At 71.6% G+C, this 13,248-nt stretch carries 12 protein-coding genes; 9 read left to right on the top strand and 3 right to left on the bottom strand.

All coding sequences use genetic code 11. The annotated features are described in order from the left end of the window. Positions 1-55: 55 nt before the first annotated feature. Positions 56-646 carry a TetR/AcrR family transcriptional regulator gene (locus ACGF3H_RS25890; protein WP_362489036.1) on the top strand — a complete coding sequence of 197 codons (591 nt, stop codon included), beginning with the start codon at positions 56-58 and terminating at the stop codon, positions 644-646. On the opposite strand, the gene ACGF3H_RS25885 is transcribed toward ACGF3H_RS25890, so the two are convergent. After that, positions 627-1,865, bottom strand: coding sequence for a helix-turn-helix domain-containing protein (locus ACGF3H_RS25885; RefSeq protein ID WP_362489038.1), 1,239 nt, complete (start codon positions 1,863-1,865; stop codon positions 627-629). The two genes, ACGF3H_RS25890 and ACGF3H_RS25885, sit on opposite strands and share 20 nt — an antisense overlap. A 164-nt stretch (positions 1,866-2,029) precedes the next feature. Between ACGF3H_RS25885 and ACGF3H_RS25880 the strand changes: the two genes are divergently transcribed. Together ACGF3H_RS25880 and pruA are read left to right on the top strand one after the other, a co-directional pair. Then, the gene (locus ACGF3H_RS25880) at positions 2,030-2,956 is read left to right on the top strand and encodes a proline dehydrogenase family protein (protein WP_362489040.1); all 927 of its coding nucleotides are present in this window, start codon (positions 2,030-2,032) and stop codon (positions 2,954-2,956) included. A gap of 46 nt (positions 2,957-3,002) precedes the next feature. Further along, positions 3,003-4,643: an L-glutamate gamma-semialdehyde dehydrogenase gene (gene pruA / locus ACGF3H_RS25875; protein WP_362489042.1), complete on the top strand. Its 1,641-nt coding sequence runs from the start codon at positions 3,003-3,005 to the stop codon at positions 4,641-4,643. Between the two features lie 61 nt (positions 4,644-4,704). On the opposite strand, the gene ACGF3H_RS25870 is transcribed toward pruA, so the two are convergent. Then, positions 4,705-4,911: a DUF5988 family protein gene (locus ACGF3H_RS25870; protein WP_362489044.1), complete on the bottom strand. Its 207-nt coding sequence runs from the start codon at positions 4,909-4,911 to the stop codon at positions 4,705-4,707. 329 nt (positions 4,912-5,240) lie between these two features. On the opposite strand from ACGF3H_RS25870, the gene ACGF3H_RS25865 reads away from it, so the two are divergent. The 3 genes from ACGF3H_RS25865 to ACGF3H_RS25855 all read left to right on the top strand — a co-directional run bounded on the left by ACGF3H_RS25865 (position 5,241) and on the right by ACGF3H_RS25855 (position 7,852). Next, the gene (locus tag ACGF3H_RS25865; RefSeq protein WP_077799388.1) at positions 5,241-5,372 is read left to right on the top strand and encodes a hypothetical protein; all 132 of its coding nucleotides are present in this window, start codon (positions 5,241-5,243) and stop codon (positions 5,370-5,372) included. A gap of 87 nt (positions 5,373-5,459) precedes the next feature. Further along, a complete protein-coding gene (locus ACGF3H_RS25860; RefSeq protein WP_362489046.1) occupies positions 5,460-6,503 on the top strand; it encodes a 3-isopropylmalate dehydrogenase in 1,044 nt (347 codons plus the stop codon). Positions 6,504-6,763: 260 nt separating this feature from the next. Next, positions 6,764-7,852 (top strand): branched-chain amino acid aminotransferase, encoded by a 1,089-nt coding sequence (locus ACGF3H_RS25855; protein WP_362489048.1) that lies wholly within the window; start codon positions 6,764-6,766, stop codon positions 7,850-7,852. A gap of 354 nt (positions 7,853-8,206) precedes the next feature. Here the strand turns inward: ACGF3H_RS25855 and ACGF3H_RS25850 are convergent, their stop codons facing one another. Further along, complete coding sequence (locus tag ACGF3H_RS25850) at positions 8,207-9,646, bottom strand: cytosine permease (protein WP_362489050.1); 1,440 nt, start codon at positions 9,644-9,646, stop codon at positions 8,207-8,209. Positions 9,647-9,790: 144 nt separating this feature from the next. Here ACGF3H_RS25850 and ureA point away from each other — a divergent pair, with 144 nt between their 5' ends. Genes ureA through ACGF3H_RS25835 form a run of 3 tightly spaced genes read left to right on the top strand, consistent with a single transcriptional unit; the run spans position 9,791 to position 13,241 of the window. Further along, positions 9,791-10,495, top strand: coding sequence for an urease subunit gamma (ureA, locus tag ACGF3H_RS25845; protein ID WP_362489052.1), 705 nt, complete (start codon positions 9,791-9,793; stop codon positions 10,493-10,495). Further along, entirely contained in the window at positions 10,492-12,204 is a 1,713-nt protein-coding gene (locus tag ACGF3H_RS25840) for an urease subunit alpha (protein ID WP_362489054.1), read from the top strand. Before ureA ends, ACGF3H_RS25840 begins: the two co-directional genes overlap by 4 nt. Before the next feature lie 17 nt (positions 12,205-12,221). Next, positions 12,222-13,241, top strand: a complete 1,020-nt coding sequence (locus tag ACGF3H_RS25835; RefSeq protein WP_362489056.1) for an agmatine deiminase family protein — start codon at positions 12,222-12,224, stop codon at positions 13,239-13,241. Positions 13,242-13,248 lie beyond the last annotated feature (7 nt).

The raw sequence follows: 13,248 nt of genomic DNA, 5'->3' as shown, positions 1-13,248 counted from the left end.
TCTGTATAGAACATTGTTTAAGACGCCTGTATGCGAGGGCGGGTAGGGTGACGTCATGGGACACCGTGAGGATCTGTTCGAGGGCGCGAAGCGCTGCCTGCTCGAGAAGGGGTTCGCGCGCACCACCGCGCGGGACATCGTCAAGGAGTCGGGGACCAACCTGGCGTCCATCGGCTATCACTACGGGTCGAAGGACGCACTGCTCGCGCAGGCCTACGTGGCGCTGGTCGAGGGGATGGGCGACGCCTTCGCGGGAGACGGTGCCGCTCTGGCCGGCACGGAGCCCGGCTCCCTCGAACGGTTCCGCCTGGTGTGGTCCAACATCATCGGCACCATGCGGGCGCCCGGCTCGCTGTGGCACCTCAGCATGGAGGTCATCGTCATGGGCGACCGGATGCCGGAGCTGCGCGACCACCTCGCCCGTGCCCAGCGGGAGGCCGGACGGGGCATCATCCCCCTGCTCATGGGCGGCCGGGAGGAGGACGTGCCGGACGAGACCGCGGACACGCTCGGCAGCTTCTACGTGACCCTGATGACCGGCCTCATCGCCCAGTGGACCTTCGACCCGAAGTCCGCACCGGACGGCGACGCCCTGACCGAGGGGCTCCGGCGGGTGATCGAGGCCGCTACAGGCGATGCGCCTTGAGCGCCATGTGCAGCAGCAGTCGGTCCTCGCCGTCGTCCAGGTCCAGGCCCGTGAGCTGTTCCACGCGTGAGAGCCGGTAGTACAGCGTCTGCCGGTGGATGCCCAGCTCGGCGGCGGTACGGCCGGCCTGGCCGGCGCGGTCGAGGTACACCTCGGCGGTGCGGGCCAGCTCGCGGTGGGCGGGGGAGAGCAGCGCCCGGACGGCGGGGTCGTGCGCGGCCCGCGGAGGCAGCCCGGCCAGCAGCCGGAACGGTCCGATGGACGCCCACTCGGCGATCGGCCCGAAGCGGGTCTCGGCGAGCGCCGCCCGGGCCGCCGCTGACGCCTCCCACCAGGCGTCGGCCAGCTCACCCAGCCCGCTGCGCGGCGCGGAGACGCCCGCCGCGATGCCCGCCACCGCCGCGGCCCCCGCCGTCCCGCGCGCCCGCTCCAGCAGCCGTCCCGCCGCCGACGTCGCCGGGGTCAGCACATCCGTCGAGCGCAGCCGGACCAGCAGGGCCAGCGACCTGGCCGCCCCGCTCCACGGCACCGTGCACAGCGCCGTCGCCCCCGGCACCGTACGCACCGAGGGCGCGTCCTCGGGGTCGGCGGACGGCCAGGGGGCCACGCACACCACCGTGTGCAGGGTCTCCGCGCGGGAGCCTAGGGCGGTGCGCAGCTCGGTGACGGCCATGTCCCGCTGCCAGTCGCGCTCGGCGGTCAGGACGGCCCGCAGCTCCCGGCTGAGATCGGCGCCGTGCTGCGCCTCGTCCGCGAGCAGCGCGCCGATCCGGGCTGTCACCTCCATGGCCGCGGTGAGCTGCCGCTGAGTCGGGCCCGGGTCGGTGTCCAGGAGCCACACGTACCCGAGGACGACACCCCGGTGGCGGACCGGCAGGCAGATCCGCCCCCGGTACACCCCCGCCTCCGGGGTCGGCGGGATGCGCACCGGGCCGGTCGCCCGGGTGATGCCGAAGCCCTCGAACCACGCCCGGACGGCCGCCGTCGAACGGCGGGTGAGGATCGAGCGGGTGCGCACCGGATCCAGGGCGGAGGGGTCCAGCTCCCCCTCGCTGTCGTACGCGCCGAAGGCGATCAGCTCGAAGTCGCGGTTCTCCAGGGTCGCCGGGGCGCCCAGCAGCTCGGAGACCTCGTCGACCAGCTCCTGGTAGTCGCCCCGGGAGCTCCCGGAACCTGCCGCACCTCTGGAATCCGACGTCACGTGGGCATTCTGCCGCATTTGCGCGGCGCCTTCATACATCTGTCTGAGAACCGTGGCACGGATGCGTGACAGCTGTCGATGGCCGACGATCGGGGAGGTCCCTAGATTTCACGGTGGTTCTCCGTGCCGTTCCCGAAACGTCGGGTATCGGTCTTGTGTTGCTTGGTAAGTGGAGGTGCCCCGTGCTGGGTCCCGTGATTCTCGCCGCGTCGCGCAGCGACAAGATGCGACGTCTGGTCTCGGCGGCGCCGGTGACCAAGCCGGTCGTCGACCGGTTCATCCCCGGCGAGACGGTCGACGAGATCGTGCCGATCATCCAGGACCTCACCGGCAAGGGCCTGGAGCTGACGATGGACGTCGTCGGCGAGGACATCACCAACCCCGCCCAGGCCGAGGCCGCCCGCGACGCCTACCTGGAGCTGATCGACCGGCTCAAGCCGCTCGACCTCGGCAGCCGCGCCGAGATGTCGGTGAAGCTGTCGATGTTCGGCCAGGCGCTGGACGGCGGCCACGAGCTGGCCCTGAAGAACGTCCGCCCGGTCGTCGAGGCCGCCGCCGAGATCGGCACCACGGTCACCCTGGACGCCGAGGACCACACCACCCTCGACTCGATGTTCGCCATCCACGAGGAACTGCGCAAGGACGTCCCGCAGACCGGCTGTGTCATCCAGGCCTACCTCTTCCGCACCGAGGCCGACGCGCGCCGCCTCGCCGACAGCGGCAGTCGCGTACGGTTGGTGAAGGGCGCCTACAAGGAGCCCGCAGAGGTCGCCTACCAGCAGAAGCACGAGATCGACAAGGCGTACGTCCGCATCCTGCGCACGCTGATGGAGGGCGAGGGCTACCCGATGATCGGGTCCCACGACCCCCGCCTGATCTCCATCGCACAGGAGCTGGCCCGGTCCGCCGGACGCAAGCTCGACGAGTACGAGTTCCAGATGCTGTACGGCATCCGGAGCGACGAGCACCTGCGACTGGCCGCCGAGGGTCACCGCATGCGCGTCTACACGGCCTACGGCACCGACTGGTACGGCTACTTCATGCGCCGTCTGGCGGAGAAGCCGGCCAACCTCCGGTTCTTCGTCCGCTCGATGGTCAGCAAGGGCTGAGCCCACCCGCTCGCAAGACCGCTCAGTTAAAGGAGTTACGGAACCCATGGACGCTGTGACCCAGGTCCCCGCCCCCGTCAACGAGCCGGTGCACGGCTACGCCCCCGGCTCGCCCGAGCGCGCCCGGCTGGAGGTCAAGCTCAAGGAGCTGGCCGACAACCCGATCGACCTGCCGTGCACCATCGGCGGGGTCAAGCGGATGGGCGGCGGCGAGCGCTTCGACGTCGTGCAGCCGCACAACCACAAGGCTCGCCTGGGCACGTACGCGAACGCCACCCGCCAGGACGCCCAGGACGCGGTCGACGCCGCCCTGGCCGCCGCCCCGGCGTGGCGCGCGATGTCCTTCGACGACCGCGCGGCGATCATCCTGCGCGCCGCCGAGCTGCTGTCCGGCCCGTGGCGCGAGACCATCGCCGCCTCCACCATGCTCGGCCAGTCCAAGACGGCCCAGCAGGCGGAGATCGACAGCCCCTGCGAGCTCGTCGACTTCTGGCGCTTCAACGTCCACTACGCCCGCAACATCCTGGCCGAGCAGCCCCCGGCCAACTCGCCCGGCGTGTGGAACCGCATGGACCACCGCCCGCTGGAGGGCTTCGTCTACGCGATCACGCCGTTCAACTTCAGCGCGATCGCGGCCAACCTGCCCACCGCCCCCGCCCTGATGGGCAACGTGGTGGTCTGGAAGCCGTCCCCGACGCAGACCCACGCCGCCGTGCTGCTCATGGAGCTGCTGGAGGAGGCCGGCCTGCCCAAGGGCGTCATCAACCTGGTCACCGGTGACGGCCTGGAGGTCTCCGAGGTCGCCCTGAACCACCGCGACCTGGCCGGCATCCACTTCACCGGCTCGACCAAGACCTTCCAGCACCTGTGGAAGACGGTCGGCAACAACATCGAGAAGTACCGCACCTACCCGCGCCTGGTCGGCGAGACCGGCGGCAAGGACTTCCTGGTCGCCCACCCGTCGGCCGACCGCGCCGTGCTCAAGACCGCGCTGACCCGCGGCGCCTTCGAGTACCAGGGCCAGAAGTGCAGCGCCACCTCCCGCGCGTACATCCCGGCGTCCATCTGGAACGACGGGTTCAAGGAGGAGTTCGCCGCCGAGGTCGACTACCTCACCATGGGTGACGTCACCGACCTGTCGAACTTCATCGGCGCCGTCATCGACGAGCGGTCCTTCGCCAAGAACAAGGCCGCCATCGACCGCGCCAAGGAGGACGACGCCTGCACGATCGTCGCCGGCGGCTCCTACGACGACTCGGTCGGCTACTTCGTCCGCCCGACCGTCATCGAGTGCGCCGACCCGGAGAACGAGGTGTTCCGCACCGAGTACTTCGGCCCGATCCTCGCGGTGCACGTGTACGACGACAGCAAGGCCGACGCGTACGACGAGATGCTGACCCAGATGGAGTCGGTGTCCGACTACGCCCTCACCGGCTCGGTCATCTCCAACGACCGCGCGGCGGCGGCGTACACGATGGAGAAGCTGCGCTACGCGGCCGGCAACTTTTACATCAACGACAAGTCGACCGGCGCCGTCGTCGGCCAGCAGCCCTTCGGCGGCGGCCGTGCCTCCGGCACCAACGACAAGGCCGGCGCCCCGCAGAACCTGATGCGCTGGACCCTGACCCGCGCCATCAAGGAGACGCTGGTCGCGCCGACCGACTACACCTACCCGCACATGGGCTGACGCCCGGCGCACCCCGGACGGGCCAGGTCTTCGGACCTGGCCCGTCCGCGTGCCCGGGGGTCTAGCCGGGCATCTCGGTCCGCTCCCACCACTCGTACACCCGGAGCCTGCCCTCCGGTGTGTCCGCCCGGCGGTCGGTGGGCCTGAAGTGCTCGTAGCCGTTCCGCAGCTCGATCTTCAGGTCTTCACCGGGGGTCGTGATCGGGACGACCCGTTCGGGCAGATCCTGCGGGCCGCCCTCGAGAAGTGCTCTGGCCGTGTCGCTCATGCCCTCACCGTTCCCGCGCCCGGAACGCGATGCCACACGCCGTGCGCAGGATCAGTCGTGTGGACGCCGTGCTCACGCGAAACCGCAGGTCGGCGCCGGGTGACCCGCTCGGCCGTCTCAGATAGTAGGAAGTCCGAGTAATTGTGCAGACAGAAGCGCGCCGCTCCCCTACTTTTGTAGGAGCCGAACGTCTCGCTCGATCAAGCGAATGGCGGTCGTGAGCCGGGCACCGTGCAGGCAACCCCTGCGGCCCACGGCTCCCCGCCCCTTCCGGCGTCTCGTAACCCCCATTCCGCACTCCGCATCTGCGTCGAAGGAGTCGATTCCCCATGGCCGAGACGACCGTCCGCCGCCGAGTCCGCCACACCTCCCGTACCAGCGACTCCGACCGCAAGAACGCCGCGGCCGCCCTCCAGCGCGCCCTCGACCGCCGGGACAACGGCGGCTCCACCGGCCACTGAGCACGGGCGGGACCCGGGGTGACGCCTGCGGTGTCCGCATGCCGGACGCCGCATGTCATCCCGTGGGACGAGGGGTAGGGTGCGGTCATGTCTCGCAGCATCAATCTCGCAGTGATCCCGGGTGACGGCATCGGCCAGGAGGTCGTGGCCGAAGGTCTGAAGGTCCTCTCCGCCGTCCTTCCGCAGGATGTGAAGCTGGAGACCAAGGAGTTCGACTTCGGCGCCCGGCGGTACCACGCCACCGGTGAGACCCTCACCGACGCCGACCTCGACGCCCTCAAGGCGCACGACGCCATCCTGCTCGGCGCGATCGGCGACCCGTCGGTGCCGTCCGGCGTGCTGGAGCGCGGCTTCCTGCTCAAGCTCCGCTTCGCCTTCGACCACCACGTGAACCTCCGTCCGTCGAAGCTCCTGCCCGGTGTCGCCACCCCGCTCGCCGGCCAGCCGGAGATCGACTTCGTCGTCGTCCGCGAGGGCACCGAGGGCCCGTACACGGGCAACGGCGGCACCATCCGCAAGGGCACCCCCCACGAGGTCGCCACCGAGGTCTCCGTCAACACGGCCTACGGTGTCGAGCGCGTCGTCCGCGACGCCTTCGCCCGCGCCCAGGCCCGCCCCCGCAAGAAGCTCGCGCTGATCCACAAGAACAACGTGCTGACCTTCGCCGGTCACCTGTGGACGAACGTCTTCAACAAGGTGGCCGAGGAGTTCCCCGAGGTCACTACGGAGTACATGCACGTCGACGCGGCGACGATCTACCTCGTCACGCAGCCCGAGCGCTTCGACGTGATCGTCACCGACAACCTGTTCGGCGACATCATCACCGACCTCGCCGCGGCCGTCTCCGGCGGCATCGGCGTCGCCGCGAGCGGGAACATCAACCCGTCCGGCGAATTCCCCTCGATGTTCGAGCCGGTGCACGGTTCCGCGCCCGACATCGCCGGCCAGGGCAAGGCCGACCCGACCGCCACGGTCCTGTCCGTCGCCCTCCTGCTGCGCCACCTCGGCCACGACGCCGAGGCGGCCCGGATCGAGGAGGCCGTCGCCGCCGACCTCGCCGAGCGGGTCGGCAAGCCCGCCCGCAGCACCTCCGAGATCGGCGACGCCCTCGCCGTACGAGTAGCCGGCTGACCGGGCCGCGCACGCGAAACCACACCTTTCGAAGCCGCCGGGTCCGAAAACCAAGGCACCCGGCGGCTTTCTGCTGCGTCCGCCAGGTGCGACCATCGAACCCTGGGCCGCATTCACCCTGTTTCATCCGTCGCCGCCCGCGCGCGATAATCGAACGCGAAGCCGCGACATGAGGGAATGCTCGGACGTCCTAGCACCGGCCACCGGCCGTACGGGCGTGAACGCGGCCCGTCACGACAACCGGTGAAGGACATCAATCCATGACGACGCCCACGATCGAGCTCAAGCCGTCCGCCAACCCGCTCTCCGACGCCGAGCGGGGGGCGATCCTGGCCAATCCGGGGTTCGGCCGCCACTTCACCGACCACATGGTGACGATCAAGTGGACGGAGGGCCGCGGCTGGCACGACGGCCAGCTCGTCCCGTACGCCCCGCTCTCCCTCGACCCGGCCACCATGGTCCTGCACTACGCGCAGGAGATCTTCGAGGGCCTGAAGGCCTACCGCCGGCCCGACGGGTCCGTCGCCACCTTCCGCCCGGAGAAGAACGCGCAGCGCTTCCAGGCGTCCTCGCGCCGCCTCGGCATGCCCGAGCTGCCGGTGGAGACGTTCATCGAGGCGTGTGACGCGCTGGTGGGCCAGGACCAGGACTGGGTGCCGGCGCACGGCGGCGAGGAGTCCCTCTACCTGCGCCCCTTCATGATCGCGACCGAGGTCGGCCTGGGCGTGAAGCCGGCCAACGAGTACCTCTTCATCGTCATCGCCTCCCCGGCCGGCGCGTACTTCCCGGGCGGCGTCAAGCCGGTCTCCATCTGGGTCTCCGAGGACCGCGTCCGCGCCGTCCCCGGCGGCATGGGTGACGCCAAGACCGGCGGCAACTACGCGGCGTCGCTGCTCGCGCAGGCCGAGGCCGCAGCGAAGGGCTGCGACCAGGTTTGCTACCTCGACGCCATCGAGCGCACGTGGGTCGAGGAGCTGGGCGGCATGAACCTGTACTTCGTGTACGGGGACAAGATCATCACGCCGTCCCTCACCGGCTCCATCCTGGAGGGCGTCACCCGTGACTCCCTGCTCACCGTCGCCCGCGACCTCGGCTACGAGGCCGAGGAGGGCCGCGTGTCGGTGGACCAGTGGCAGCGCGACTCGGAGAACGGCAGCCTCACGGAGGTCTTCGCCTGCGGTACGGCGGCCGTGATCACGCCGGTCGGCACGGTGAAGCGCAGCGGCGCGGAGTGGAAGCAGAGCGGGGGCGAGCCGGGTGAGGTGACGCTGCGTCTGCGGGCCGCGCTGCTCGACATCCAGCGGGGCACGGTCGAGGACAAGCACGGCTGGATGCACCGCCTGGCGTAAGGCGCCCGGCACCGGGGGTCCGGGTGCGGGCCCCGCCGGGGGCACCGCCGGGTTCCCCGGCCCGTGCCCGCCACCACCCGACGCGGTCGGCCGAGAAGCGGACACACCGGGCCCACCGGGCCGGCCCCCGGCACCGGGGACGCGACGCGCGCTGCACGCGTCCACCGCCCGGCTCGCCCGGCCGGGAAGCGGGCCCAGCGCCCCTGCCCCGCGTCCGGCTCGGTCGGCCGGGAAGCAGGCGGCCCCGCGTGCGGCTCGGTCGGCCGGGAAGCGGGCCCCGCGCCCTGCGTGCGGCGTGTCCGGAGCGTGGCCCGGGCGGGTGCGGAGGGCCTCGGCGGCCTCCCGGAGGTGTGGCTAGGCGCGTTCGCCCTGTGGCTCGGGCGTGTGGGCGATGGGCTCCGTTGTCGCGGACGCCACCGCGCCCCGCGTCGAGAGCACGTACACCACCCCGCCCACCAGCCCCGACAGCAGGAAGCTGCAGTCCACCCCGCCGGTGAACGCCAGCAGCGGGCCCTCGTACGCCGGCAGGGACACCGCCAGTACGCCGACGAGCGCGCCCGCCGCCCAGGCGACCGTGGCCGGGACGTTCCAGCCCGCCCGGTACCAGTAGACGCCGCCCCGCGCCCGCCGGTTGAAGACCTGCAGCGCGTCCGCGTCGTACTGCCCGCCGGAGCGGACGAAGCCGATCAGGGTGATGACCGCCCAGGGCGTGCCGATGGCCGTGAGCAGCAGGACGAACGACGTCATCGCCGACTGCGCGTCCCACGCGTAGTGCCCGGCGAAGACGCAGACCGTGGCGACGACCGCCACCGTGCAGGTGGCCCGCGCCCGGGAGGCGCGCGGCAGGATGGCGTCCAGGTCCAGGCCCATCGAGTACAGCATCAGACCCGCGTTGCCGACCGACCCCGCGGAGGCGGCGAGCAGCAGCGGGACCAGGTACCAGCCGGGGGAGGCGTCGACCAGCGGGCCCGCGTAGTCCAGCGCGGCGCGCGCCGCGTACGCCGTGAAGGTGCCGAAGAGCTGCGGCACCAGCAGGCCCAGCAGCAGCCCCAGCCAGGTCGCGTGCAGGACGCGGCGGGAGGAGAAGCGGGCCGGGGAGATGTAGCGGGTGTAGTCGCCGAGCAGCGTGATGAAGGCGATCGGCCCGGACAGTCCGGCGGCCACGGCGGACAGCAGCCAGGTCGGCCAGAACCCGCCCAGCAGATAGCCGCCCGCGTCCGGCAGCGCGGCGGTGGTGAAGTCGGGGGCGTAGGCGAGCACGCCCAGCACCAGCAGGGCCGTCATGCCGAAGGCCAGCACCCGGGACATGGCGAGCAGTACCCGGTAGCCGTAGACCGCGCCCGCGACGGTCGCCGCCGCGAGCAGCCCGTACACCACGGCGTAGGAGGCCCCGCCGTCCGGCAGCCCGAACAGCCGCCCGAGCACCCCCACCATGACGTCGCCGCCGATCCAGACGGTCAGCGCGGTGTAGCCGAGGGCCAGCAGCAGCCCGACCACCGAGCCCACCAGCCGGCCGCGCACGCCGAACTGGGCGCCGGACGAGGTCGACAGGTTGGTCGCCGTGCGCAGCGAGACCAGCGCGAGGGGGGCCGTGAACAGCGTGCCGACGACCGTTCCCGCCATCACCGAACTGACCGAGCCCCACCAGTCGAGGCCGAAGGACGGCGGCAGCCAGCCGAAGACGATCACGCCCAGGCAGAGGTTGGACCCCAGCAGGATCGAGACCAGGTCCCGGGGCCCGCTGGTGCGTTCGGCTTCGGGGATGGTGTCGACACCGCGCTGTTCTATCGGCATGGCTGGTCTCCTTCGACGGCCGCCTGATGTTTAGAGCGACGTTCAATGTGACGTCCACCAAGGCTGTCCGTCAACGTTTCCGATCCATGTGCTCGGCGTTTAGAGTGATGCTCTAACGCGTGGAAGGCAAGGAGGTGCCGCGTCGTGAGACTGACTCCCACGGAACGTGACCGGCTGCTGCTCTTCGGAGCGGCCGAACTGGCCCGTGCCCGCCGGGCCAGAGGGCTCCGGCTCAACGTCCCGGAGGCGACGGCCCTGATCGCGGACACCGTCTGCGAGGCCGCCCGCGACGGTGCCCGGCTCGCGGAGGCCATCGAGCGCGCCCGGTCCGTGCTCGGGCCCGAGGACGTGCTGCCCGGTGTCGCGGACGTCGTCACCGAGGTGCACGTGGAGGCGGTCTTCGACGACGGCTCCCGGCTCGCGGTCGTCTCCGACCCCATCGGCGGCGGGCTGGGGGAGCGGGCCCCGGGCGCGCTGCTGCCCGGCCCGCAGCACGCCGACCCCGAGGCGGTGATCCGGCTGACGGTCACCAACACCGCGACCGTCCCCGTCTCCGTCACCTCCCACTTCCACTTCTTCGAGGCCAACCCGCGCCTGGACTTCGACCGGCAGCGGGCCTACGGCATGCGCCTGGCCGTGCCCGCCGGGTCCTCCGTCCGCTTCGGGCCGGGGGAGAGCGCCGAGGTCGGGCTCGTGCCGATCGGCGGGCGCCGTGTCGCGATCGGGTTCGCCGGTCTGGTCGACGGCCCGCTGGACGCGCCGGGCGCGAAGGAGGAGGCCCTGCGCCGGGCCGCCGCCTGCGGCTACCTCGGCGTCACGGAAACACCCGATCAGGAGGGAGAGCGATGAGCCGCCCAGGAGGCCACCCCGCCGAGGCCCGCCGCCTCACCCCGTACGAGTACGCCGCCACCCACGGCCCCCGCGCCGGCGACCGCGTCCGTCTCGGCGACTCGGGACTGACCGTCCGCGTCGAGTCCGACGCCCAGCGCCACGGCGACGAGTTCCTCGCCGGCTTCGGCAAGACCGCCCGCGACGGGCTGCACCTCAAGGCCGCCGCCGTCCGCGAGACCTGCGACGTCGTCATCAGCAACGTCGTCGTGATCGACGCGGCGCAGGGGATCCGCAAGGTCTCCATCGGCATCCGCGAGGGCCGGATCTGCTCCATCGGCCGGGCCGGCAACCCCGACACCCTCGACGGCGTCGACGTCGTGGTCGGCACGGGCACGTCCATCGTGTCCGGCGAGGGCCTCATCGCCACCGCCGGAGCCGTCGACACCCACGTCCACCTGCTCTCCCCGCGCATCATGGAGGCGTCGCTCGCGTCCGGCGTGACGACGGTCATCGGCCAGGAGTTCGGCCCGGTGTGGGGCGTCGGCGTCAACTCGCCCTGGGCCCTGAAACACGCGTTCGGCGCGTTCGACGCCTGGCCGGTCAACATCGGTTTCCTGGGCCGGGGTTCCTCGTCGCACGAGGCGCCGCTCGTCGAGGCCCTGGCCGAGGGCGGGGCGTCCGGCTTCAAGGTGCACGAGGACATGGGCGCCCACACACGCGCCCTCGACACCGCGCTGCGCGTCGCCGAGGAGCACGACGTCCAGGTCGCCCTGCACAGCGACGGCCTGAACGAGTGCCTCTCCGTGGAGGACACCCTCCGCGTCCTGGAGGGCCGCACCATCCACGCCTTCCACATCGAGGGCTGCGGCGGCGGACACGTCCCCAACGTGCTGAAGATGGCGGGCGTCCCCAATGTCATCGGCTCCTCCACCAACCCCACCCTGCCCTTCGGCCGGGACGCCGTCGCCGAGCACTACGGCATGATCGTCTCCGTCCACGACCTCAAGACCGACCTGCCGGGCGACGCCGCCATGGCCCGTGACCGCATCCGCGCCGGGACCATGGGCGCCGAGGACGTGCTGCACGACCTGGGCGCGATCGGCATCACCTCCTCCGACGCGCAGGGCATGGGCCGGGCCGGCGAGACGGTCCGCCGTACCTTCGCCATGGCCGGCAAGATGAAGGCCGAGTTCGGCGCCCCCGGCGACGACAACGACAACGAACGCGTCCTGCGCTACATCGCCAAGCTGACCATCAACCCCGCCATCGCCCACGGGCTGTCCCACGAGGTCGGCTCGATCGAGGTCGGCAAGCTCGCCGACATCGTCCTGTGGCGCCCGGAGTACTTCGGCGCCAAGCCGCAGCTGGTCCTCAAGTCCGGCTTCCCGGCCTACGGCGTGGTCGGCGACCCGAACGCGGCCACCGACAGTTGCGAACCCCTCGTCCTCGGCCCGCAGTTCGGCGCGCACGGCGCCACACCGGCCGACATCTCGGTGGCCTTCGTCGCGCAGGCCGCCCTCGACCAGGGCAGCGACACCATGCCGACCCGCCGCCGCAGGGTCGCCGTACGCGGCACCCGCGGCATCGGCCCGGCCGACCTGCGCCTGAACTCCCGCACCGGACAGGTCGACGTCGACCAGCGCACCGGCCTGGTCACCCTCGACGGCGACCCGCTGCGCTCCGAACCGGCCGACTCCGTCTCCCTCAACCGTCTCTACTTCCTCTGACCTCCTGGGACACCTTCATGACCTTCCGCATGCCCCCCGAGTGGGCCCCGCACGAACGCACCTGGATGGCCTGGCCCGGCCCCAACCCGACGTTCACGAACGACGAGGAGCTTGCCGAGGCCCGGGCGGCCTGGGCGTCCGTCGCCCGCGCGGTGCGCCGTTTCGAGCCGGTGACGATGGTGCACGGGCCCGGCCAGGGCGACACCGCGCGCGAGCTGCTCGGCCCCGACGTCGAGCTGGTCGAGCGCGAGCTGGACGACGCCTGGATGCGGGACATCGGCCCGACCTTCGTGACGGACGGGCAGGGCGGCCTGGCCGCCGTGGACTGGGTGTTCAACGGCTGGGGCGCCCAGGACTGGGCCCGCTGGGAGCACGACTCCAAGATCGGCCGTCATGTCGCGGATCTCGCGGGTGTCCCCGTCCTCGGCAGCACGCTCGTCAACGAGGGCGGCGCGATCCACGTCGACGGCGAGGGCACGGTCCTGCTGACCGACACCGTCCAGCTCGGCTCCGGCCGCAACCCCGGCTGGACCCGCGCGGAGGTCGAGGCGGAGATCCACGCCAAGCTCGGCACCACCAAGGCGATCTGGCTCCCGCACGGCCTGGCCGGCGACTACGGCATGTACGGCACCCAGGGCCACGTCGACATCGTCGCGGCCTTCGCGCGGCCGGGCACCGTCGTCGTGCACAGCCAGCGCGACCCCCGCCACCCCGACCACGCCCGCTCGCAGCTGTACCTGGACATCCTCCGCGGCCAGACCGACGCCAGGGGCCGCCGCCTGGAGGTCGTCGAGATCCCCGCACCGACCGTCCTGAAGGACGAGGAGGGCGACTGGGTCGACTACTCGTACATCAACCACTACCTGTGCAACGACGGCGTCGTGCTCTGCGCCTTCGACGACCCGAACGACGAACTCGCGGCGGGCATCTTCCGCCGCCTGTTCCCCGAGCGCACGGTGACCCTGGTGGACGCGCGTACGATCTTCGCGGGCGGCGGAGGCATCCACTGCATCACGCAGCAGCAGCCGAGGATCTAGGAGCAGC

This window comes from Streptomyces sp. NPDC048185, assembly GCF_043202495.1.
In the GTDB taxonomy this organism is placed as follows: Bacteria; Actinomycetota; Actinomycetes; order Streptomycetales; family Streptomycetaceae; genus Streptomyces.
Note: the sequence above shows the minus strand (reverse complement) of the source record. Positions and strands in the feature narration are given on the sequence as shown.

Coding starts and splice junctions, on each gene's coding strand:
- ACGF3H_RS25890 (WP_362489036.1), top strand. CDS start 56: ATGGGACACCGTGAGGATCTGTTCGAGGGCGCGAAGCGCTGCCTGCTC.
- ACGF3H_RS25885 (WP_362489038.1), bottom strand. CDS start 1,865: ATGCGGCAGAATGCCCACGTGACGTCGGATTCCAGAGGTGCGGCAGGT.
- pruA (WP_362489042.1), top strand. CDS start 3,003: ATGGACGCTGTGACCCAGGTCCCCGCCCCCGTCAACGAGCCGGTGCAC.
- ACGF3H_RS25870 (WP_362489044.1), bottom strand. CDS start 4,911: ATGAGCGACACGGCCAGAGCACTTCTCGAGGGCGGCCCGCAGGATCTG.
- ACGF3H_RS25865 (WP_077799388.1), top strand. CDS start 5,241: ATGGCCGAGACGACCGTCCGCCGCCGAGTCCGCCACACCTCCCGTACC.
- ACGF3H_RS25860 (WP_362489046.1), top strand. CDS start 5,460: ATGTCTCGCAGCATCAATCTCGCAGTGATCCCGGGTGACGGCATCGGC.
- ACGF3H_RS25855 (WP_362489048.1), top strand. CDS start 6,764: ATGACGACGCCCACGATCGAGCTCAAGCCGTCCGCCAACCCGCTCTCC.
- ACGF3H_RS25850 (WP_362489050.1), bottom strand. CDS start 9,646: ATGCCGATAGAACAGCGCGGTGTCGACACCATCCCCGAAGCCGAACGC.
- ACGF3H_RS25840 (WP_362489054.1), top strand. CDS start 10,492: ATGAGCCGCCCAGGAGGCCACCCCGCCGAGGCCCGCCGCCTCACCCCG.
- ACGF3H_RS25835 (WP_362489056.1), top strand. CDS start 12,222: ATGACCTTCCGCATGCCCCCCGAGTGGGCCCCGCACGAACGCACCTGG.